This is a genomic window from Allobosea sp. RIT-PG3_2 (genome assembly GCF_057321085.1).
The window spans coordinates 24,442-45,665 of record NZ_JBXWCA010000004.1 but is presented as its reverse complement, the minus strand read 5'-3'; the positions used below and the strand labels follow the sequence as shown (position 1 = coordinate 45,665).

The window sequence follows — 21,224 nt, the reverse complement described above, 5'->3', positions numbered from 1 at the left end:
CCATGGCCGACAGCGACAACGCCCGCCTCGACGACGCTGCCCGCGCCGGCTGGCTCTATTACATTGCCGGCCGCACGCAGGACGATATCGCCCAGATCCTGAACATCTCGCGCCCGGCCGCGCAGCGCCTCGTCTCGCTCTGCCGCAGCGAAGGGCTCATCAGCTTCCGGATGAACCATCCGATTGCCGATTGCATGGAGCTTGCCGCGCGCCTGCGCGATCGTTTCGAGCTGCAGCATTGCGACATCGCCCCTTCCGACGGATCGGGGGAAACGGCGGCCGCGGGCGTTGCCGCGCTCGGCGGCGTCTTGATCGAACGCTGGCTGCGCTCGCGCAAATCGCTGGTGATGGCGCTCGGCACCGGCCGCTCGATGCGGGCCAGCATCGAGCGCGTCTCGCCGATGTCCTGCCCCCTGCACCGGCTCGTCTCCCTCGTCGGAACCATCTCTCCGGACGGCTCTGCAAGCCCGTTCGACACCCTGGTGAAGCTGGCCGAGATCACCAAGGCTCAGCATTTTCCGATGCCGCTGCCGCTCTACGTCTCGAGCCCGGAAGAACGGGCGCAGCTCATCGAGATCGAGTCGATACGGCGCATCCGCGCCATCGCCGGCGAGGCCGACCTCTGGCTGATGGGCATCAGCCAGATCGGCGACGACGCCGTGCTCTACCGCGACGGCTTCATGACCCGCAGCGAGCTGCTCGAACTCGTTCGGCTGGGCGGCGTCGGCGAGGTGACGGGCTGGGTCTTCGATGCCGAAGGCCGGATCATCGACGGCGGCACCAACCGGCGCGTGACCAGCGTGCCGCCGGAGCCGGGGAGCGACCGGCTGCGCATCTGCATCGCCCAGGGCGCCGCGAAAGTGGCGCCTCTGCGCGCCGCCTTGAAGGGCCGAATCATCAACGGCCTGATCACCGACGAAGAAACCGCCCGCGCGCTTCTCGCGAACTGATCAGCTCCTCGTTCGCAATCCGCGCCTCCTCTCGAAAGCACCGACACGGCGGCTGTCATCCGTTCGTCACCGACGGTTGACATAAGAAGCCAGTGTGCGAGCATATGCTTCAAGCAAGAGCATATGCTCATATAAATTCACGAGGGAGGTTTTGAATGCGACCTTTATTTGGTGCGCTCGCCGGCGCCGGCGCATTGCTCCTGGCGGGGCTTTCCTCCGCCCAGGCTGCGACTGAGATCGAATTCTGGCATGCGATGAGCGGCGCGCTCGGCGACCGCGTCGACGAGCTGGTCAAGAAGTTCAACGACTCGCAGAAGGACTACGTGGTCAAGGCGATCGGCAAGGGCACCTATGACGAGGTCCTGAACGGCACGATCGCCGCCTACCGCGCCAAGCGCCAGCCCGAGATCGTGCAGTCGAACGAGCGCTCGTTCCTGACCATGGTCAATTCGGGCGCGATCGTCTCGACCAGCGAGCTGATGGCGCAGCAGGGCCATCCGGTCGACACCTCGAAATTCATTGCGCCGGTCGTCAGCTACTACGCCATCGACGGCAAGCTGCAGGCGATGCCGTTCAACTCCTCGACGCCGATCCTGTTCTACAACCGCGACCATTTCAAAGCCGCGGGCTTCGACAAACCCGGTGCGACCTGGCAGGAGCTCGAGCCCCAGCTCGATGCGATCAAGGCCAAGGGCGTCTCGAAATGCGCGATGGTGCTCCCCGGCGACTACGAGTGGAGCTTCCTCGAAAACTACAGCGCCGTGAACGACATCCCCTACGCCACCAAGCGCAACGGCATGGACGGTCTCGACACCAGCTTCGTCTTCAACAAGGGCAAGCTCGTCGGACAGGTCGAGCGGATGAAGCGGCTGATCACCTCCGGCGTGATGCAGATCGCCGGCCAGGGCATCATCCCGATCCAGCTCTTCACCTCGGGCGAATGCTCGACGATCATCGCCTCGACGGCCTCGCACGCCGCCGTCGTCGCCGCCGCGAAGTTCGACTGGAGCGCAGCCGAGCTGCCCTACGAACAGGGCGTCACGCCGAAGAACAGCGTCATCGGCGGCGCCGCGCTCTGGACGCTCAAGGGCCATACGCCGGAGAAGTACAAGGCGATCGCCGCCTTCTACGATTTCCTCGCGCAAACCGACACACAGGTCTGGTGGCATCAGGCGACCGGCTACGTCCCCGTGACGACCGCCGCCTATGAGGCCGCCAAGGCGCAGGGCTACTACGCCAAGAACCCGACGCGCGAGATCGCGGTGCTTCAGCTGATGCGCGGCACGCCGAGCGACAATTCGCTGGGCTTCCGCATCGGCAACAGCAACCAGATCAACGTCGCGATCATGGAGGAGGTCTCGGCCGCCTTCCTCGGCCGCAAGCCGGCGCAACAGGCGCTCGATGACGCGGTCTCCCGTGGCAACGAAGCGCTGCGCCGCTACGAGCAGCTCAATGCGGGCAAGAAGTAGCGCGGCGGAACTCCCCGTGGTGGCCAGCGGCGGCGGAATGGGCCTGCGCTGGCCATTCCGGCGCCTTTCGGCAAAGCCGGCCGATGACGGACGGGCGGAGAGCGGGCTGAAGCGGGCCCATTTCAAGGACTGGCGCCTGCCGTTCTGGCTGTTGGCACCGCAGCTCTTCGTCCTGCTGCTCTTCTTCTTCATCCCGTCGATCCGGGCGCTGATCCAGGCGTTCCAGCTCACCGACCCCTTCGGCGCCACGACGCAATGGGTCGGCTTCCAGAACTTCGAACGGCTGTTCCGCAGCGGCGTCTACTGGTCGTCGGTGCAGGTGACGGTGCTGTTCACCATCGCGCAGAACGTGCTGACGCTGTCGACGGCGCTGCTGCTCGCCTTCGCCACGAACCACATCCTGCGCGGCCGAGGCGCGTACCGGACCGTGCTGCTGCTGCCCTATGCGATTGCGCCCGCCATCGCCGGCATCATGCTGGCCTTCCTGTTCAACCCGCGCGTCGGGCCGGTCGCCCATATGCTGCAGGGGCTTGGCTTAGACTGGGATCCCAACCGCAACTCGTCGCACGCGCTGGCGCTGATCGTCATGGCCGCGTCGTGGAAGCACATCTGCTACAACTACATCTTCCTGGTTGCCGCGCTGCTCTCCGTTCCGCACTCCATTCTGGAGTCCGCCTATCTGGACGGGGCCGGGCCGATCCAGCGCTTCCTGCGTATCTCGCTGCCGATGATCGCGCCGACCTTGTTCTTCCTCATCGTCATCAACTTCGTCTACGGGCTGTTCGAAACCTTCGCCATCGTCGACGCGACGACCCGCGGCGGGCCTGCGGGCGCCACCTCGATCCTCGTCTACAAGGTCTATCAGGACGGCTTCGTCACGCTCGATCTCGGCTCCTCCGCCGCGCAATCCGTGGTGCTGATGGCGCTCGCGCTCTTCCTCACCTTCGCCCAGTTCCGCTTCATCGAGCGGCGCGTGAACTACAGCGTCTGAGGGACCGGGCATGAACGAGCGCACCCCCGTCCTCGATGTCGTCTGCCATCTCATCCTGCTGGCGGGCGCCGCGCTCGTCTGCCTGCCGATCTATTTCGTCTTCGTCACCGGCACGCTCTCCCAGCAGGAAATCATGCGGGTGCCGATGTCCTGGCTCCCCGGCGACCAGTTCTTCGTGAACCTGCAGACCGTGCTCAGAAGTGCCAATTTCGGCCGGCTGCTGCTCAACTCCTTCATCGTCGCCTGCGGCATCACGATCGGGAAGCTGTCGATCTCCGTGATCGCGGCCTTCGCCGTGACCTATTTCCGCTTCCCCTTCCGGATGACGGCCTTCTGGCTGATCTTCATGTCGCTGATGCTGCCGATCGAGGTGCGCATCGTGCCGACCTATGAGTCGGCAGCAAATGTCGCCCTGCCGCTCAATATCCTCGGTTCCTGGCTCGGCGTGCAGACGCTGGTCGATCTCGACTGGAACCTGGTCAACACCTATCCCGGCCTCATCCTGCCGCTGATCGCCTCCGCGACGGCGACATTCCTTTTCCGCCAGTTCTTCCTCACCGTGCCCGATGAGCTCTGCGAGGCGGCGCGCATCGACGGCGCCAGCCCCTGGCAATTCTTCCGCCTGATCCTGCTGCCGCTGTCGCGCTCCAATATCGTCGCGCTGGCGATCATTCTCTTCCTGATGGGCTGGAACCAGTATCTCTGGCCGCTGCTGATGACGACCGAGCAGGGCATGACGACGGCCGTGATCGGCCTGAAGAAGCTTCTGCCCCAGGCCGATGGGCTGCCCTCCTGGCACCTGCTGATGAACGCCTCGCTCCTGACCATGCTGCCGCCCGCCATCGTCATCCTCCTCCTTCAGCGCTGGTTCGTGAAGGGGCTAGTCGACAGCGGCAAATAACGACCAAGACATACGAACAGGGCTTCCATCATGCGGATCATCGGACATCGCGGCGCGCGCAACATCTGGGCGGAGAACAGCCTCAGCGGCTTCCGCAACGTCTGCGGCCTGAAGGTCGACGCGGTCGAGCTCGACGTGCACCTGTCGAGCGATGGCGAGATCATGGTCATCCACGACCCGCTGCTCGACCGCACCACCGACCACAAGGGCCCGGTCGCGCAGCTCTCCAGCGCCGCGCTGGGCAAGGTCCGGCTCAACGACACGCTGGGCGAGACGATCCCGACGCTCGCCGCCGTGCTCGATGTCTTCGCGCCGACGGGCATCGAGCTGGAAATCGAGTTGAAGATGGATGCTTTCGGCAATCCCTATCCGGGCCTGCTGGACAAGGTCATCGCCCTGGTCGAGGCGCGCAAGCTGGCCTCGCGCGTGGTGCTGACCTGCTTCGTGCCGGAGGTGATCGAGGAGATCCGAGCCAAGGCGCCCGGCATGCGCCGCCTCGCCTCGGTCGACCGCCGCTCCTGCGAGGCCTTCGGCGGGATCGATGCGACGCTGCGACGCTTCGTCGATCTGGGCTGCATCATCGCGGTCGAGCAATCGATGCTGCGCCTCGCTCTCGATCGCGCCCTCGACATTGTCGGGCGCGACAAGCTCGGCGTCTGGGTGCCCAACACGGTGGCCGAACTCGATCATTGGCTCGGCCAGCCGGTCTCGCAGATCACCAGCGATCGTCCCGATCTCGCTTTGCAACTGCTGGCCGCCAAGGCGAGATGAGGCCGTGACCGTCACAGTGTCGCGTGCCCGGCCGGGCGAGGTCGGGACGTCGATCGCCGTCCGCGCGACCAGCCGCGGGATTTGACGGCCGGAATCGTCCATTTCGACGTCGGCAATTTCCACCGCCCCATCAGACCGTCTATCTCGGCGAGCTGTTCGACGGCTTGATCGAACGGGACTGGGCGATCATCGCCACGGGCGACCGCTATCTCGCCCGATAGGACCGGTGACGTACGCCCACGTCCCGTAGGCGAGCGGTCGAAGCGATAAAGCCCGAGGCGGTGCGGGATGGCTGCGCGCCGCCGACGCAACTCACGCAGAGCAGGCCGGGATCGTTCGGTTTCAGGCGCTTGCCGGCCTTGAGCAGGCCCCCCGGACAGCGGCTGTGCCACATACCCTGGAACAGCGCTGGCGAGACGCTCCGACCGCTCGCCCACTCCGAAATCATGAAGTATTATTTGTGGAACCATATCCCGACTGAGAAGTTTATCTCATAATCCACAAAATATTATGCAGATATCGGGATAGTAAAATGAAAAAGCTGCTTTTCGTTACGATGATCGCTTCGGCGATTTCTTTTGGCGCCGTGGCCCAGACGTCCACGACCGCGCCGACGCCTAACTCTCCGGTGGACGCGAATGCCCCGCTGCCAGGGGCGAACAGTTTCACCGAGGGGCAAGCCAAGAGCCGCCTCGAAGCCAACGGTTATTCGGACGTAACGGGGCTGAAGAAGGACGAGAACGGTGTCTGGAAAGGCACTGCCATGAATGCCGGCGCGAAAGTCGACGTCTCCGTCGATTACCGCGGCAACATCGTCCGCCATTGATCAAATTTCTCCCCTCAGGATTTTCTGGAGACGGTTATGACCCGTACAATTACCCGTTCTTACGACACCTATGAGATCGCCGCCGCCGTGGTCGAAAACCTCGAAGCGGCAGACATCTCGGATTCCAGCATCAGCGTCATCGGCAAGGATGAACGCGTCAAGGAAAGCAATGCCGCCGAAGGCGCCGGCATTGGTGCAGGCGTCGGTGGCACGGCCGGCTTGCTTGCTGGTCTTGGCATCCTGGCCATCCCCGGTATTGGTCCGGTCGTGGCTGCGGGCTGGCTTGCCGCCACGGCGGCCGGCGCTGTCGCCGGCGCGGCTGCCGGGGGTCTCGTCGGCTCCCTGACCTCGGCGGGCGTCGACGAGGACGAAGCGAACTATCATGCCGAAACGGTCCGCCGCGGCGGAACCGTGGTATCCGTGAAGGCTCCGGACGAGCACGCGGCGACCGTCGAGGCCATCATGGACAACGCGACGCCGATCGATCGCGATACGCGCCTTGCAAGCTACCGAGAAGAAGGCTGGACGAGCTTCGACGAAAACGCTGCCCCCTATAACAGGCCTGCACCCTCGAATGGGCGCGCCCAATTCCCGGTCGACTGACGTCGCCGCCTGACACGTAGCAAGAGGGCCTCCAGATATCGTCTGGAGGCCCTTCCGTTATTTATCCATGCCCGTCTTGATGACGACTTACGCGGATCGGACGGCTTGCGCAGTTAGGGAACACCTGAGGTCCAGGTTCAGCCTCCGCGCGGGGCTCGATCGCAAGGATTGTTCCGCTCGGCGTCACTGCATCAGAGACCGAAATCATCGCGAGGGCCAATGAACTGGATAGTCGCCATAGGCTCCCTGGCCGCTTTGTGTTCGATGATCAGCTTTGTGCCTCAAGCCTGGCGCATCGTCCGCAGCCGCGACACAGCTTCCATTTCGCCCGTGACCTACAGCCTGACGGTGACAGGCTTTGCCCTTTGGACAGCCTATGGCCTTGGCCTGGGCGAGTGGCCGCTCATCGTCACGAATAGCGTCTGCTTTGGACTATCCGCGTTTATTCTCCTGATGACCTTGCTTCCGCAGGCGAAAAAAGACGCCTTAGCGGACACGATCGATCCGAAGATGTGATTCCGTCCCGGGCGCCAAGCAGCCAACCCCAAACTCGCAAAGCCAATGATCGCGCCCGTCCGCGCCATCAAGCGACTGACGCCCGAGGCGGCCACAGCGGATGGCAGGAGTTGGAACGACTGCAAAGCTATTCAACAGAAGATGAGGCCGCCAACTGAGGCGGCCTCTCGGACTGAGCGGCTAGTGGCGCTACTTCAATTGAAGCACGATTGCGCCCTCCGCGACTGCGGGGGCACCAACACCGATGTTGGACGCGTTCTCCTTTATCCAGTCTCGCGCTTTCTGTAGGCTTTCATCCGTGCCGGCCTTGTCACTGCAGACCGTGACGGAAATGCCGCCATCTCCAGTGTGGATGAGCGAGTAACTCACAAATCCCTTCACCGACCGGATGAGGCTCTCAACGTCCGTCTTCCGCTTCTCTAGCACGTCGAAAAGCTCTTTCGCTCCTTTGCCGGAATAGGTTCTTACGACCGCGTGCATGGCCATTCCTCCCTTTTGGCCCGCCAGCCGCGATAGTTATGCTCCCATCCCCCGCGATAGCCTAATTGGGACAGCGTGAAATTTGAAACTGGGTTATCTCCATTTGCGAGAAAACCGGGCTTAATGCTGCGGACTGCGGAACACTTGGGAGCGCACCGCATTCTGCGGTGATGGCTCGTTATTTCTTCCACACTCGCGATGGCGAGAAAGCAGACATCGACGATGAAGGTATTGATCTGCCCGACGACAAGGCCGCGACAAATGCGGCCAAAGAGCTACTATCCGCAATGACCACGGAGAAACTTCCGAATGGCGACCATATGGCCATTTCGGTAACGGTCCTGAACGCACAGGGCGCAGAAATCTATATCGCGAAGCTGACCCTCGATGGGCACTAGATCGAGGCCTCCGACACGCGGCCTGTGACTGCCAGATAGCGGTCACTCGAGTGGGTGACCGCAGCCACAATGGCTGTTCCGTCTTCGCAGATAATCCTGACGCAAGTCATCAGGGCAGCCGGATCGAGCCCTGACGTATCGCAAAGCAAATACCCGGTGCGAGTATCGTCGTACGCGTTGCCGAACTGGTAGCGGAGCGGGAGCTCGCGACCGTCGCGCGTAATCAAGATTCCATGTCCCAATTTCATGGCGATGTGTCTCCGCCTGGCGGCATCAATGTGTGCCGCGAGCGGTCATGTCCAAATAGGCTGTGGAGACAACTGCGCCAGCAGTATGCGCCAGCTCCTCCCCCGAGGCTGTGTCTTTTGACAGGCCGTTCCGGCGACGCGCGTCATTCGAGAGGGCGGCGTCTTACGCAAAAGCCCCGCCTGCGAAGCGGACGGGGCTTTCACACTCAGCGGTTGCGGGGGCCTGAACCACCACCGCGATCTCAATTGCAAAATACCAGCTGCCTGCTCTCCCCGCCACATCGCCGGGATCGACCATGCGCTCCGAGCAGCCTCGCCAGATCAGTCGCTCTCCGATCAGGTGTCGACCGGGCAACCTCAACTCAATCGGGATATCAGTTCGTCAACGACTGAGGCTGGGCCGACCAGCATGGGCTGGCGCGTCGGAAAGCCGTAATCCGGCTTGAGAAGATCGGAGAGCTCCAGGGCGGAACCATCGAGATAGCGTTCCACATGGCCGAGCGCCCTTGTGAACGGAAGGGCGGGAGCGAGATCCCACAGATAGCATGGGCCGGTGATGATGGCATCGCAGCGACCCGCCGCCAGCATCATCAGGTGGTAGAGATTGGAACCGAGGTTATGCAGGCGGTAGCCTTCGACCCGGCGGACATCGATCGCGTCGTGGATCGAGGTGATCATGACGTTGCGGGTATCGGCCGCGACCGATGCCGGGCGGACCGGCATCGGCTCGCCGTTGAGGATAGCCTTGCCGCCCTCGAAGACGAAGCTCTGGCGCGGGATGGGAAAATGCAGATACCCGCTGACGGGTTCCGTGCCGTCGATCAAGCCCATGCCGAGCCCCCAGACCGGCAAGCCCCGAGCGAACGACGCCGTTCCGTCGAGAGGGTCGATCGCCCATTGGCGGCTGGCGCCGGGCAGATACGACTCCGCCTCCTCTTCCGATATCACTCCGATGTCGGGGGTGTGGGCCACCAGACGCTTGAGAACATGCGTGGACGCAGCCTGGTCCGCTTCGGTCACGGCCGAGCCGTCGCTCTTGTCCTGCGCACTCAACCTGCCATGGAGCGGCAGGGTGATGTCGTCATATTCGCGGAACAGGCGCTCGACGAAGTCGAGATGACTGGTGGCGCGGCTCGAATGATGGATGGTCACGACATGCCTTTGACGAGATATTTCTGGGCGACGAAACAGAGGACGATGACGGGGAGCACGGCGACGACGCCGAGAGCGGAGACCTCGCCCCACAGGATTCCACGCTCGGTCTTGAAGAAGACGACCGCGGTCGAGACCATGTTGACCTTGGAGGAGCTCAGGAACAGGGCGTAGGTGAATTCGTTCCAGGCGGCGAGGAAACACATGATCGCCGTGGCGAACAATCCCATGCGCACCTGTGGCAGCACGATCCTGACGAGCACCCCGAGACGGCTGCATCCATCGAGCATCGCCGCCTCCTCGACCTCGGGCGCCAGCGCAGCCAGGTAACTGCGCATCATCAGCACGACGAAGGGCAGGTTGAAGACCATGAAGGTGACGATGAGGATCGCGTAGGTGTCGAGCATCTCGAAGGTCAGGCCGATGACGTAGAACGGCAGAACCAGTGCGATCGAAGGGAATATCCGCGACGAGAGGATGGCAAAAACGACGGCTTCCTTGCGCGGGAAGCTGAACTTGTGGATCGCATAGGCTGCCGCCGTGCCCAGCGTCAGGCACACCGCGACATTGCAGAGCGACACGATCAGGCTGTCGACGATGTAGCCATACAGGCCATGATTGATGATCGCGGCCCGGTAGTTCTCGAGCGTCGGGCTGAAGATGAAGCGCGCGGGCTCATACAGCATCGCCCGCGTCTTGAACGACGTCACCAGCATGTAGAGGACCGGGAAGGCCGCAAAGGCGCAGGCCAGCGCCAGCCACGCATAATCTCGCAAGCGAGCCGGCATCATGTCGGTTGGCCCCTGCGACCGGTCGTCACCATAAGGGCCGAGAGAGCGGTGATGATGAGCACCAATATGACGGCCGCAGCCGCGGAAAGACCGATCGAACCCAGCGTGAAGGCGGTCTTGTAGACATAGAGCGGCAGGATGGTGGTGGCGTTGCCCGGCCCGCCATCCGTCAGCGTGAAGATCGGCCCGAAGGCTTGAAAGGCGAGAATGGCCTGGAAGATGCTGCTGCTCAGGATGACCGGCCGCAATTGCGGAACGATGATCAACCAGAAGACCTGCCGATCGCTGCACCCGTCCAGCCGCGCCGCCTCGAGCGGCTCGGGGGCAATGTTCCGGAAGCCGGCCAGGATCATCAGCGCCGAGAGTGGGAAATGCATCCAGACCAGCACGATCAGGACCGATAGCAGGGCATAGCTTTGACCCAGCCAGACGATCTTGACGCCGAAGAGTTTGTCGGCCGCCGCGTTGACGATGCCGAAATCGTAGCTGAGCATCAGCTTCCACATCAGTCCGGCGATGGCCGGATTGACCGCCATCGGCAGGATGATCAGCGTCGTGGCGACATATTCGAAACGGATCCTCTTGTTCAGAAGCGTCGCGACGCCGAGGCCCAGCAGGGTCTTCAGCACCACGCTGACGAGAGTGACGATCAAGCTGAGGCGCACGGCCGGCCAGAATTCGACCTCGCGCCCCGAAAGCAGCCGGCGGTAGTTTTCCAGCCCGACGAATTCGCGCTCGGACCAGGTGTAGCCGATCTCGAAGGACGTCAGGCTGATATAGGCCAGCAGCATGACCGGCACCGCGCTCAACAGCAGCAGCGGCAGAGCCGTTGGCCCCAACCAGAGCCATGGAACGAAGCGTTTCATCGGGTCGGCTGCCGGCATGCGATCATCGAGGCGGCGATCAATTGCTCTTCTTGATACGCGCGGAGATCTGCTCCAGCTCGGGCTTCGCCGCGGCCAGCGCTTCCTTCGGCGACATCTTCTTCAGCAAGGCCTGCCCGGCATAGAAGCCGGCGGTCTGCTGGATCTTGTTGGCCTCGGCAGTCTGGGGCACCCAGTTGCGGCCGATCGCCAGCAGATTTCCCGCCGCATCCAGGCTCTCCTTGATCGCACGGGCGAGGTCCGGATCCTTGGCGATGAAATCGGGGTCGTTGAGCGTCGACAGCCGAGACGGCACGCCGCCCCTTGCGATGATGTCCTTCGCCTTCGCTTTCGACGTCATCCAGGCGATGAAGGCCCAGCCGGCCTCCTTGTTGCGGCTGTTGGCGGGCAAGCCGAGGCTCCAGCCACCGACCGGACCGAAACGCCCCTTCGGGCCGGAGGGAGGCGCGACGTAGCCGACCTTCCCGACGACCTTCGACTTGGACGGGTCGGTCAGCCATGGTTGCAGCGAGGTCGCGTCGAACCACATCGCAGTTTTGCCGGAAGCGAAGGCGGAGACCGCGGCGTCCCAGCTATAGGTTTCGACATCCGGCGGAGCGTTCGACAGGAGCGCGAGAAGATATTCCAGCGACTGCAGCGCCTCGGGGCTGTCGACCGCGACATCCCAGGTCTTCTGATCGATGATGTTGGCGCCGAAGGCCGGGGTGAAAAGCTCCCAGCTCAGAGCGAGCGTCCGCCCGGTCTCGGCCCGCATGGAAATGCCGGAGAGCCCTGGCTCCTTGTTCTGGAAGAAGCGCGCGGCCTCCAGCAACTCGTCCATCGTCTTGGGGGCGGCCCGGCCGTATTTCTCGAACAGGTCCTTGCGATAGGACAGGAAGAATGTTTCGCCGGCAACGGGAACGCCGAGCACCTTGCCCTTCGTGCTGCCAATGCCCTGGCGATAGGCAACGTGGATGTCCTCGAAGTCGTAATCATCGGGCGTTGCCGCAGCGTTCTGGACGAGGTCGCGCAGGTCCGTCAGCATGCGCTTGGCCTCGTACTCGGCCAACGCGGTGCCGCGCACCATGTAGACGTCGTATGAGGTATCCCGCGCCGTCTGCGCGAGCAGCTGCTTCGACATGATCTCGCCGCTGCCCACGACCTCCCACGTCACCTTGATGCCGGTCGCCGCCTCGAATTCCGGCGTCAGCGCCTTCATCGCATCCGATGCAGGATGCGAGATCGCGAGAATGCGGATCTCGCGGGCCGGCTTCTCTTTCAGCGCCGCTTCCCACGCGGCGAAAGGCGCCGCTTCGACACGGCCTGAGCCGAGGCTCACCGCCCCGACAGCCAATCCCGACAACAAAATTTCCCGACGAGACAGCACCATGGTTCGACTCCCTGGACTGGGCTTGATCGCCCATTTGAGCGCATGTATGCACATCTGATGCATAATGGTCAATTTCGTTGATGGCGGCATGCTGCGGATGCCCGCGATGCAACCGACTTCAAGGAATGAAGCGCGGGGTCGGAAGAGTGGATGGAAAGGCTCAACCCGCGACATCCGATGATGTACCTAGTCACCAGCGCCGCCTCGGCGCGGTGATGGAGTTGGACATGGCAAGGACGCCGCGCGAAGACCTCGGCTCGGGGAAAAAGTCGGACCGCCGGTCGGCCGCGCGCACGATCCAGCTTCTCGAGGTCGCCCGCCGCTTCTATATCGACACGGAATCGAAGGTGGTCATCGCCAAGCGCCTCGGGATCAGCCGGTTCACGGTCTCACGCCTTCTCGAACAGGCGCGGAGTTCGGGGCTGGTCCGGATCGACATTCGGCCGCCGGCGGACGTGGACTTCGCCTTGTCGTCGGCGCTGATGCAGAAAACCAGCCTCAAGCGGGCCATCGTTCTGCCCTCCGCCGATCCTGCCTCGGAACTCGGCCTCCTGGCCGACGCAGCCGCCTCGTATCTCGTCGAGGTCGGGGTTTCCGAGGATGTCCTCGGCCTGGTGGCGGGTCGAACGACCAGCCTGATCCTCGACCGGATCGAGGAACTGACGGCCCAGGCGATCGTGCAATTGTCCGGTGTCAGCAGGGCATCGTATTTCGAGCACAATCCCGCAGAGACGATCCGCGCGATGGCGATGCGTTTCCGCGGGCAGACCTTCCCCATATACGCACCACTCATCCTCGACGATGCGGCGCTCGTCGCTTCCCTGCGCGAGCAGATCGGCATCGCCGATAGCGTCGCCCAGTTTCCGAGGCTGACGCGCGTGCTCTTCTCGGTCGGCGCCTGGAAGGAAGGCGGTTCGGGCCTGTTCGAAAGCCTGGATCAGAAGAGCCGCGACAAGGCGGCGGATGCCGGCGCTGTCGCGGAAATCCTCGGGCATCTTTTCGATGCCCGCGGACGACGCATTTGCCAATCACTGTCCGACAGATGCCTCACGATCCCCTTCGACGATTTCAGCGTCGTCGCGGACCGTGTCGCGGTCGGCGGCAGCGCGCGCGCCCAGGCCGTCCTCGCCTGCGTCAAGGCCGAGGCCGCGACGACGCTCGTCACCGATTCCAGGACGGCGGAATTCGTCCTGTCGGAGCTCGGGTGACGCTTTGGCGCCCTCCGCAGCAGCTGTACTCGGATCGCCCTGCATGGTTGGGTGCGCCATGCCGCTCCGCGCCGTGATCGGCGCTGCCGGCAGATTTCCCACGAGGCTTGAGACATGACGATTCTGGTATGCGGTGAGGCCCTCGTCGATCTGTTCGTCCAAACTGCTCCGGAGGGACTTGCAACCGAAGCCGTTCTCGGCGGCTCGCCCTTCAATGTCGCGATCGGTCTGGCGCGGCTGGGTGCGCGCGCGTCGTTCCTCGGCGGGATATCCTCCGATGCCTTTGGCGATGCGATCCGGGCCCGCCTCTCGGCCGAGCATGTCGATCTCGACCATGTCGTCAGCTCCGATCAGCTGACCACCATAAGCGTGGTCGCGCTCGATGCCGCGGGTCATCCGGCCTATGCATTCCACGGTGAGAACAAGGCCGATCGGCAGATCCGGGTCGAGGACCTGCCGGGAGCGCTCGGCCCGGACGTGGCCGCAATCGCCTTCGGCTCCTATACGCTCGCGGTCGAACCGGTCGCGTCCTCGCATCTTGCTTTGGCGCGCCGGGAAGCCGGCAAGCGCCTCATCTCGATCGATCCGAATCTGCGCCCCACCGTGACGCCCGATCTTGCGCTCTGGCGCGAGCAGTTTGCGAAGTTCCTGCCTTTCGCGACGATCATCAAGGCGAGCGAGGAGGATCTCGCCGTTGCGTTTCCGGGGATAGCTCATGACGAGCTGGCGGAAGCGTGGTTCCGGCAGGGCGTGAAGCTGTGCGTGGTGACGCGCGGGGCGAATGGAGCCATGGCGCTACGCCCCGGCCGGTCACCGCTCGCAGTAGCCGGCGTGACGATCGATGCCGTCGATACCGTCGGAGCCGGCGACAGCTTTCATGCCGCACTTCTGGCCCGCCTTGACCAGCTCGGCCATCTGTCCCCGCATGCGGTTTCAGGCATGAGCGATGCGACGCTCGCGGACGTGGTCGCATTTGCCGTCGCAGCCTCTGCCATCACCTGCTCACGGCGAGGTTCCGCTCCGCCGAGACTCGAAGAAATGATGTCGGGAACGATCTCATCCTTCCGGGAAACCAGCGCGGGTGATACGGCGCAATCCTGACCCCGTCGTTCTCCATCGCCGGATTCCGGCCCAAACCTCACCCCTACCGATCGGCTGACAGGCTCACGATGGCACCGACAGTTTTGAATCGCCGCTCCCTCGCGGATTTAGCGTCATCGGTAGAAGCGCCGGGTTTCGATCCGTCCGGGGTTCGGCCCGGCATCGTGCATCTAGGCCTCGGCGGCTTTCATCGCGCCCACATGGCGCGCTACACCCATGAACTGATGGAGCGTGATGCCCAGGCGCTGGGCTGGGGCATTCTCGGCGCGGTGCTCATGCCCAACGACCTGCGTATGGTCGAAAGCCTCGTGCCCCAGGATGGGCTCTACACGCTGATCGAGCGCGAGGGCACGCAGGAGCGCGCCCGGATCATCGGCTCGCTCGCAGGCGTGGCGGATGCGACCGAGTCCAGCGAACCACTCCTGGCGGCGCTCGACGACCCGGCGATCCGGATCGTCAGCCTGACCGTCACGGAGAACGGCTACTGCCTCAATGCGGCAACCAAGCGCCTCGATCCCGAGCATCGCCTGATCCGCGCGGATCTTGCCGCACCGGAACGCCCGCGAAGCGCGATCGGCGTCATCGTCGAGATGCTGCGCCGGCGCCGGGAGCGCGCCCTGCCGCCTCCAACCGTTCTGTCCTGCGACAACATCCAGCACAATGGCGAGGTGCTGCGCCAAGCCGTTCTCGACTTGGCGAGCCTCAGGAACGATACGCTTTCTTCCTGGATCGAAAGCGCCGTGAGCTTTCCGTCGACCATGGTGGACCGCATCACTCCGGTGACGGCGCAAGCCGATATCGATGGGCTGGCCTCGCGCCATGGGCTCATCGACCGCTGGCCCGTCGTTTCCGAAACCTTCAGCCAATGGGTCATCGAGGACCGCTTCCCGCAGGGCCGGCCAAGCTGGGAGGATGTCGGAGCGCAGTTCGTCGAGGACGTCGCGCCCTACGAATTCATGAAGCTGCGGCTGCTCAACGGCAGCCATCTCGCGGTTTCCGGCCTCGGCCAGCTCGCGGGCTATGTCACGATCGACGAATCCATGGCCGACGCGCGGATTCAGGCGGTGATGAGGGCGCTGATGGACCGGGAGACCGGGCCGACGCTCCCTGCGATTCCCGGCGTCGACATCGCCGCATACAAGGCCCGGCTGATCGAGCGCTTTGCCAATTCGGCGATCCGGGACACGGTGCAGCGCGTCAACTCCGACGCGCCCATCAACGTGCTCGTCGACCCTATCCGGGATCGGCTGAAGACTGGCGGCGACGTCACTTTTCTCGCGCTCGCGCTGGCAGCCTGGCTGCGGCGCGTGCGCGGCGTGGACGAGAGAGGCGCCCCGCTTGTGGTGACGCATCCTCTCGCCGTGCTTTTGCGCGAGAAGGCCTTGGAGGGTGATGCCGATCCGAGACCGCTGCTGTCGATAAACTCGCTCTTCGGCGAACTGCGGAATGATCCACGTCTCGTCGATGCGGTGGGATATTGGCTCGCCAGTCTTTATCGCGACGGCATCGAGGCGACGCTCGACGAAGCGGCGCGCCGCGCGAGTTAACGCTCGGGGCCTCCGATAGCCGCGGTGAGCTGTCGAGACGAAGCGGGTGGGCAGCGGCGAACGCCGCTCACCTATGCAAGCTTTTCCAGCGCCCGTTCATGCAGTTGGCGGTCGCCGGCGGCAGCGAATTCTTCACCACCGTCAGATGTGGAAAGAGGTTCAAGCTCTGGAACACCATGCCGACCTCACAGCGCACGGCGATGGCGCTGCGCTCATCCGCGAGCAAAGTGCCGTTGACGGTGATGTGGCCGCTGTCATGGCCCTCCAGCCCGTTGATGCAGCGGATCATCGTCGACTTGCCTGAGCCCGAAGGCCCGCAGACGACGAACTTCTCGCCTTGGCGACGGTCAGACTGACCTCCTTCAGCGCCCGGAAGCTGAGTCCGATCGGCTGCTGGCATGCCTGCCGATCGTCGGATCGTGCCCCTGGTTCCGGCTTGGACGATTTCTTCCAATTGCGAGGGTGACAGCCGGCGAGGTTCTATGACAGCTTCATGACAGAAGGCTGCGAAACAGCAGCTCATCGGCGCGCCTTGTGCGCGCCGAGCTCAATCACAGGGAGAGGACCAGGATGTTTACCCGCAGGGTCGCGCTTGCGACCGCAGTTGGCCTAGCCGTTGCCGCCTCGGGCGCGGCGGCACAATCGCCGTCCGGAAAGGTCACGGTCGTCACCTCCTTCTCCAAGGATGTCACCGATCCGATCAAGAAGGCGTTCGAAAAGGCCGTTCCGGGCGTTTCGCTCGAAGTCCAGAATCGCAACACCAATGCGGGCGTCAAATATCTCGAGGAGACCAAGGCCAACAACCAGGTCGACCTGTTCTGGGCCTCGGCGCCCGACGCCTTCGAGGTGCTGAAGGGCAAGAACCTGCTCTCCGCCTACAAGCCGAAGGCGACCGGCATTCCCGACAAGATCGGCTCCTATCCGATCAACGATCCGGCCGGCTTCTATTTCGGTTTCGCGGCGTCCGGCTATGGCATCATGTGGAACGAACGCTACGCCAAGGCGAACAAGCTGCCCGACCCCAAGGACTGGCAGGACCTCGCCAAGCCCGTCTTCTACGACCATGTCGCGATCGCGGCGCCCTCCCGCTCGGGAACGACGCATCTGACGATCGAGACCATCCTGCAGGGCGAGGGCTGGGACAAGGGCTGGCGCACCATCAAGGAGATGGCGGGCAATTTCCGCGCGATCAACGAACGCTCCTTCGGCGTGCCCGAGCAGGTGAATTCTGGCCAGGTCGGCGTCGGCATCGTGATCGATTTCTTCGCCTTCTCCGCGCAGGCTTCGGGCTTCCCGGTCAAGTTCGTCTATCCAACTGTGACGACCGTGGTTCCCGCCAATGTCGGCATCGTCGCCAAACCGCCGAACAAGGCGGCGGCCGAGGCCTTCGTCGAATTCCTGCTCTCGCCGGCCGGACAGGAAGTGCTGCTCGAGCCCGGCATCCGGCGCCTGCCGGTGAATCCGGCGGTCTATGCCAAGGCCGGCGCGGACTATCCCAACCCCTTCACCGATCCGCGCTTCCAGAAGATGATTGGCTTCGACGTCGACAAGTCGGAAGCCCGCACGGCAGTGGTCGACACGCTGTTCGACCAGCTGATCTCCTTCCAGCTCGATGCGCTGAAAGGCGTCAACAAGGTGCTGCACGAGGTCGACGCGGCGCTGGCCAAGAAGCCCAGCGACAAGGCCAAGGCGCTCGCCGAGGAGGCCCGCGTGCTGCTCGCCGCCATGCCGGTGACGGAAGCGCAGGCCGCGAGCGCGGAGCTGCGCGGCGCCTTCACCGGCGGCAAGGAAAAAGGCGCCCGCCAGGCCGAGGTGGAGAGCCAGTGGGCGAGCTTCGCCCGGGACAATTACGCCAAGGCGAAGGCCAAGGCGGAAGAGGCCCTCAAGGCGGCGAAGTAAGCTCGCGCGTGTCATCCTGTCCGCGCTGCAGCCTGAAACGCTGCGGCGCGGACACGGGACCGCGCGACGAGTAGGCGCCTTTTCCTGAAGACGATCCCGCATCTGCCCAACGGCACCTAAGTGCCGCAGCGCGTGCGGGATGACACCCGGCCACACACCCATGACCGCCATCCCGACCTCGGCTCACCGCCCCCGTCGTATCGCCGGCACACCCGGCCAGATCGCACTGGCGCTGGCGATCGCCGTCTTCCTCCTGGCGTTCCTGGCGCTGCCGGTGGCGACGGTGATCTATGTCGCCTTCACCGAGAAGGGTACCTCGACCTTCACGCTGGTCAATTTCTACGACTTTGTCCGCACCGAGCTCTTCATGCGCTCGCTGTGGAACTCCTTCTATGTTTCGGCGATGTCGGTGATCTGGGCCTCGGTCTTCGCCCTGCCGTTGGCCTATCTGACCACGCGCTTTGTCTTTCGCGGTGCGGCCGTAGTCCAGACGCTCGGCTTCCTGCCACTGATCATGCCGCCCTTCGTCGGCGCGGTCGCCATGCAGCTCTTCTTTGGTCGCAACGGCTCGATCAATCTGCTGCTCGACGACTGGTTCGGCTTCAAGATCGACTTCATGGAGGGGCTGAACGGCGTCATCTTCGTCCAGTCGGTCCATTATTTCCCGTTCATCCTGATCAATCTCTCGGCCGCACTGCGCAATATCGACCGCGCCATGGAGGAAGCGGCGCAGAATCTCGGTTCCTCGGGCTTCCGCCTGTTCCGCCGCATCGTCTTCCCCCTTGCCATGCCGGGCTATCTCGCCGGCGCCTCGCTCGTCTTCGTCAAGGTTTTCGACGACCTCGCCACGCCGCTGCTGCTCAACGTCAAGGACATGCTGGCGCCGCAGGCCTATCTGCGCGTCACCTCGATCGGCATCGCCGACCCAATGGGTTACGTCATCTCGGTCGTGCTGATCATCGCCTCGGTGATTGCGATGTGGCTCTCGGCCGCGGCGCTCAGGGGGCGCGACTATGCCACCACGCAACGTGGCGGCGGCGGCCTCGCCAAGCGGGTCATGACGCCCTGGGAGGCGTTCTTCGGCTATGGCGTCGTCATTCTGATCCTGGCGCTGGTGCTGGCGCCGCATCTCGCCCTGTTGCTGCTTTCCTTTGCGACGATCTGGTCGTTCTCGCCGCTGCCCGACGCGTTCACGCTGGCGCATTACGCCCGCGTCTTCGGTGAAAGCTCGATCTACATCAAGAACACGCTGATCTACGCCAGCCTCGCCGGCGGCATCGACATCGTGCTCGGCGTCGCCATCGCCTATCTCGTCCTGCGCACCAGGCTGATCGGCCGCGAATGGCTCGACTGGATGGCGACGGCCGCGCTCGCCATCCCCGGAGTCGTGCTGGGCATCGGCTATCTCAGGACCTTCTACGGGGTGAGCTTGCCGGACGGGACGCCATTGGCCTCGCTCTGGATCACGATCGTGCTGGCGCTTGCGATCCGGCGCCTGCCCTATGCGCTGCGGGCCTGCTATGCGGCGCTCCAGCAGATCTCGGTCTCGCTCGAGGAGGCGGCGGAGAACCTCGGCGCCACCAAGGCCCGGACGGTGCGCCGCATCGTCGTGCCGCTGATGGCCGGCGGCATCCTCGCAGGCTTCGTCACCTCGTTTTCGACGGCCGCGGTCGAGCTTTCGGCAACGCTGATGCTGGTGCAGTCGAACTCCGATGCGCCCCTCGCCTACGGGCTCTACGTCTTCATGCAGTCGGCCGCAGGGCGCGGTCCCGGCGCGGCGCTCGGCGTCATCGCCGTCATTCTCGTCGCCGCCTGCACCTTTCTCTCCCATTTCATTATCGAACGCAGCCAGAAGGCCAAGGGAATGGGCCATTGACCACCGCCCCCCTGACCACGCCCGCCGTCGCCGTCGACATCGAAGACGTGAACCTCTCCTACGGCGCCAATCACGTCCTCAAGGGCATCAATCTCGCCATCGAGCCGGGCGAGTTCTTCGCCTTCCTCGGACCCTCCGGCTGCGGCAAGACCACGCTGTTACGGCTGATAGCGGGTTTCAACCAGGCCGATACCGGGCAGGTCCGGATCGGCGGCAAGGCGATCACCGGGCTGCCGCCCTGGAAGCGCGATGTCGGCATGGTCTTTCAGTCCTACGCGCTCTGGCCCCACATGACGGTTCGCCGCAACGTCGCCTTCGGCCTGGAAGAGCGGCGCATCAAGCGCAGCGAGATCGACCGGCGCGTGGAGGCGGCGCTCGGCCTCGTCGGCCTCGCCCACCTGGCCGAGAGGCGCCCTTCGCAGCTTTCCGGCGGCCAGCAGCAGCGCGTCGCAGTGGCCCGTACGGTTGCCGTCGAGCCGAAGGTCCTGCTGCTCGACGAGCCCCTCTCCAACCTCGACGCCAAGATGCGCGTCCAGGTCCGCCGCGAACTGCGCGATATGCAGCAGCGTCTCGGGCTGACCACGATCTTCGTCACCCACGACCAGGAGGAAGCGAACACGATCTGCGACCGGATCGCGGTGATGAACGACGGCATCGTCCAGCAGGTCGGAACCCCGATGGAGCTTTACGAGCGGCCGGCGAATCTCTTCGTTGCGAACTTTCTGGGCACGGCGAACATTTTAGATGGCCGGGTTGTCGAGGCCGGCGCAGGGCGGCAATTCGTGCTCGACGGCGGAATTGGAATTCCGATCGGCGATGCGCATGTTCCCATCGGAGCGAAACTGGTCTTTCGTCCGCAGCACGCAAGACTGTCGCTTCACGGCCTTCAGGACAGCGGGGTATCGCTGCCGTCCGTGGTCAACGCCCGCGAATTCCTCGGCTCGACGGTTCGCTATTTCGTGCGCGTCAACGAAACGGAAGTAGCCGTCGACATGCCCTTCAGATCAGGGCGCGAGCTTTTCGAAACCGATGCGAAGGTCGTGCTGAGTTTGCCTCAGGACTCCCTCCTCTGGCTGGCCGATTAGCGGTTCGATTCCGGCCAATAGAATCCCGTAAAACAGTTATTTTGAGTGGGGGTTGTCGGGGCTCTGGGCAGCGGGGCAGGCACCGCCGACGATAAAGCCGGAGCAACGGCATTCGCCGCGACGTCAACCTCCGGGTAGCTCCCGCGCAATTCAGGCGAG

The 21,224-nt window shown here is 63.9% G+C and carries 22 protein-coding genes; 15 read left to right on the top strand and 7 right to left on the bottom strand.

Annotated features, from left to right (window positions below; all coding sequences use genetic code 11):
* Window positions 1–2 precede the first annotated feature (2 nt).
* The 8 genes from AC2FAN_RS13515 to AC2FAN_RS13480 all read left to right on the top strand — a co-directional run bounded on the left by AC2FAN_RS13515 (window position 3) and on the right by AC2FAN_RS13480 (window position 7,027).
* Window positions 3–950: a sugar-binding transcriptional regulator gene (locus AC2FAN_RS13515; RefSeq protein ID WP_476805459.1), complete on the top strand. Its 948-nt coding sequence runs from the start codon at window positions 3–5 to the stop codon at window positions 948–950.
* Between the two features lie 155 nt (window positions 951–1,105).
* A complete protein-coding gene (locus tag AC2FAN_RS13510; RefSeq protein ID WP_476805458.1) occupies window positions 1,106–2,419 on the top strand; it encodes an extracellular solute-binding protein in 1,314 nt (437 codons plus the stop codon).
* Window positions 2,420–2,456: 37 nt separating this feature from the next.
* Entirely contained in the window at window positions 2,457–3,410 is a 954-nt protein-coding gene (locus AC2FAN_RS13505; protein ID WP_476805547.1) for an ABC transporter permease subunit, read from the top strand.
* Between the two features lie 10 nt (window positions 3,411–3,420).
* Window positions 3,421–4,311: an ABC transporter permease subunit gene (locus AC2FAN_RS13500; RefSeq protein WP_476805457.1), complete on the top strand. Its 891-nt coding sequence runs from the start codon at window positions 3,421–3,423 to the stop codon at window positions 4,309–4,311.
* Window positions 4,312–4,341: 30 nt separating this feature from the next.
* The gene (locus tag AC2FAN_RS13495; RefSeq protein WP_485174650.1) at window positions 4,342–5,082 is read left to right on the top strand and encodes a glycerophosphodiester phosphodiesterase family protein; all 741 of its coding nucleotides are present in this window, start codon (window positions 4,342–4,344) and stop codon (window positions 5,080–5,082) included.
* A 532-nt stretch (window positions 5,083–5,614) separates the two neighbouring features.
* Window positions 5,615–5,908, top strand: coding sequence for a PepSY domain-containing protein (locus AC2FAN_RS13490; RefSeq protein ID WP_265050821.1), 294 nt, complete (start codon window positions 5,615–5,617; stop codon window positions 5,906–5,908).
* Window positions 5,909–5,944: 36 nt separating this feature from the next.
* On the top strand, window positions 5,945–6,511 hold the full coding sequence (locus AC2FAN_RS13485; protein ID WP_485174648.1) for a hypothetical protein: 567 nt from the start codon (window positions 5,945–5,947) through the stop codon (window positions 6,509–6,511).
* 219 nt (window positions 6,512–6,730) lie between these two features.
* Window positions 6,731–7,027: a SemiSWEET family sugar transporter gene (locus AC2FAN_RS13480; protein WP_265050823.1), complete on the top strand. Its 297-nt coding sequence runs from the start codon at window positions 6,731–6,733 to the stop codon at window positions 7,025–7,027.
* 189 nt (window positions 7,028–7,216) lie between these two features.
* Here AC2FAN_RS13480 and AC2FAN_RS13475 read toward each other — a convergent pair whose 3' ends face one another.
* Window positions 7,217–7,507: a hypothetical protein gene (locus AC2FAN_RS13475; protein WP_265050824.1), complete on the bottom strand. Its 291-nt coding sequence runs from the start codon at window positions 7,505–7,507 to the stop codon at window positions 7,217–7,219.
* Between the two features lie 170 nt (window positions 7,508–7,677).
* Here AC2FAN_RS13475 and AC2FAN_RS13470 point away from each other — a divergent pair, with 170 nt between their 5' ends.
* The gene (locus tag AC2FAN_RS13470) at window positions 7,678–7,905 is read left to right on the top strand and encodes a DUF6894 family protein (protein WP_265050825.1); all 228 of its coding nucleotides are present in this window, start codon (window positions 7,678–7,680) and stop codon (window positions 7,903–7,905) included.
* Here the strand turns inward: AC2FAN_RS13470 and AC2FAN_RS13465 are convergent.
* The 5 genes from AC2FAN_RS13465 to AC2FAN_RS13445 all read right to left on the bottom strand — a co-directional run bounded on the left by AC2FAN_RS13465 (window position 7,902) and on the right by AC2FAN_RS13445 (window position 12,322).
* Entirely contained in the window at window positions 7,902–8,153 is a 252-nt protein-coding gene (locus AC2FAN_RS13465; RefSeq protein WP_265050826.1) for a hypothetical protein, read from the bottom strand. The two genes, AC2FAN_RS13470 and AC2FAN_RS13465, sit on opposite strands and share 4 nt — an antisense overlap.
* Window positions 8,154–8,510: 357 nt before the next feature.
* The gene (locus tag AC2FAN_RS13460) at window positions 8,511–9,305 is read right to left on the bottom strand and encodes an inositol monophosphatase family protein (RefSeq protein ID WP_485174645.1); all 795 of its coding nucleotides are present in this window, start codon (window positions 9,303–9,305) and stop codon (window positions 8,511–8,513) included.
* Window positions 9,302–10,096, bottom strand: coding sequence for a carbohydrate ABC transporter permease (locus AC2FAN_RS13455; protein WP_485174643.1), 795 nt, complete (start codon window positions 10,094–10,096; stop codon window positions 9,302–9,304). Before AC2FAN_RS13455 ends, AC2FAN_RS13460 begins: the two co-directional genes overlap by 4 nt.
* Window positions 10,093–10,980: a carbohydrate ABC transporter permease gene (locus AC2FAN_RS13450; RefSeq protein ID WP_485174640.1), complete on the bottom strand. Its 888-nt coding sequence runs from the start codon at window positions 10,978–10,980 to the stop codon at window positions 10,093–10,095. Before AC2FAN_RS13450 ends, AC2FAN_RS13455 begins: the two co-directional genes overlap by 4 nt.
* A 19-nt stretch (window positions 10,981–10,999) precedes the next feature.
* Complete coding sequence (locus AC2FAN_RS13445) at window positions 11,000–12,322, bottom strand: ABC transporter substrate-binding protein (RefSeq protein ID WP_485174639.1); 1,323 nt, start codon at window positions 12,320–12,322, stop codon at window positions 11,000–11,002.
* A 254-nt stretch (window positions 12,323–12,576) separates the two neighbouring features.
* On the opposite strand from AC2FAN_RS13445, the gene AC2FAN_RS13440 reads away from it, so the two are divergent.
* From AC2FAN_RS13440 to AC2FAN_RS13430, 3 genes are all read left to right on the top strand, one after another.
* A complete protein-coding gene (locus tag AC2FAN_RS13440) occupies window positions 12,577–13,557 on the top strand; it encodes a sugar-binding transcriptional regulator (protein ID WP_485174637.1) in 981 nt (326 codons plus the stop codon).
* Window positions 13,558–13,671: 114 nt separating this feature from the next.
* Window positions 13,672–14,658, top strand: coding sequence for a carbohydrate kinase family protein (locus AC2FAN_RS13435; protein ID WP_485174635.1), 987 nt, complete (start codon window positions 13,672–13,674; stop codon window positions 14,656–14,658).
* 164 nt (window positions 14,659–14,822) lie between these two features.
* On the top strand, window positions 14,823–16,205 hold the full coding sequence (locus AC2FAN_RS13430) for a mannitol dehydrogenase family protein (RefSeq protein WP_485174634.1): 1,383 nt from the start codon (window positions 14,823–14,825) through the stop codon (window positions 16,203–16,205).
* A gap of 67 nt (window positions 16,206–16,272) precedes the next feature.
* Here the strand turns inward: AC2FAN_RS13430 and AC2FAN_RS13425 are convergent, their stop codons facing one another.
* Window positions 16,273–16,605 (bottom strand): ATP-binding cassette domain-containing protein, encoded by a 333-nt coding sequence (locus tag AC2FAN_RS13425; RefSeq protein WP_485174632.1) that lies wholly within the window; start codon window positions 16,603–16,605, stop codon window positions 16,273–16,275.
* A 170-nt stretch (window positions 16,606–16,775) separates the two neighbouring features.
* On the opposite strand from AC2FAN_RS13425, the gene AC2FAN_RS13420 reads away from it, so the two are divergent.
* The 3 genes from AC2FAN_RS13420 to AC2FAN_RS13410 all read left to right on the top strand — a co-directional run bounded on the left by AC2FAN_RS13420 (window position 16,776) and on the right by AC2FAN_RS13410 (window position 21,065).
* Entirely contained in the window at window positions 16,776–18,104 is a 1,329-nt protein-coding gene (locus AC2FAN_RS13420; protein ID WP_485174630.1) for an ABC transporter substrate-binding protein, read from the top strand.
* A 160-nt stretch (window positions 18,105–18,264) separates the two neighbouring features.
* Window positions 18,265–19,980: an ABC transporter permease gene (locus AC2FAN_RS13415; protein WP_485174628.1), complete on the top strand. Its 1,716-nt coding sequence runs from the start codon at window positions 18,265–18,267 to the stop codon at window positions 19,978–19,980.
* Window positions 19,977–21,065 carry an ABC transporter ATP-binding protein gene (locus AC2FAN_RS13410; protein WP_485174626.1) on the top strand — a complete coding sequence of 363 codons (1,089 nt, stop codon included), beginning with the start codon at window positions 19,977–19,979 and terminating at the stop codon, window positions 21,063–21,065. The genes AC2FAN_RS13415 and AC2FAN_RS13410 overlap by 4 nt, the downstream gene beginning before the upstream one ends.
* Window positions 21,066–21,224: the final 159 nt, after the last annotated feature.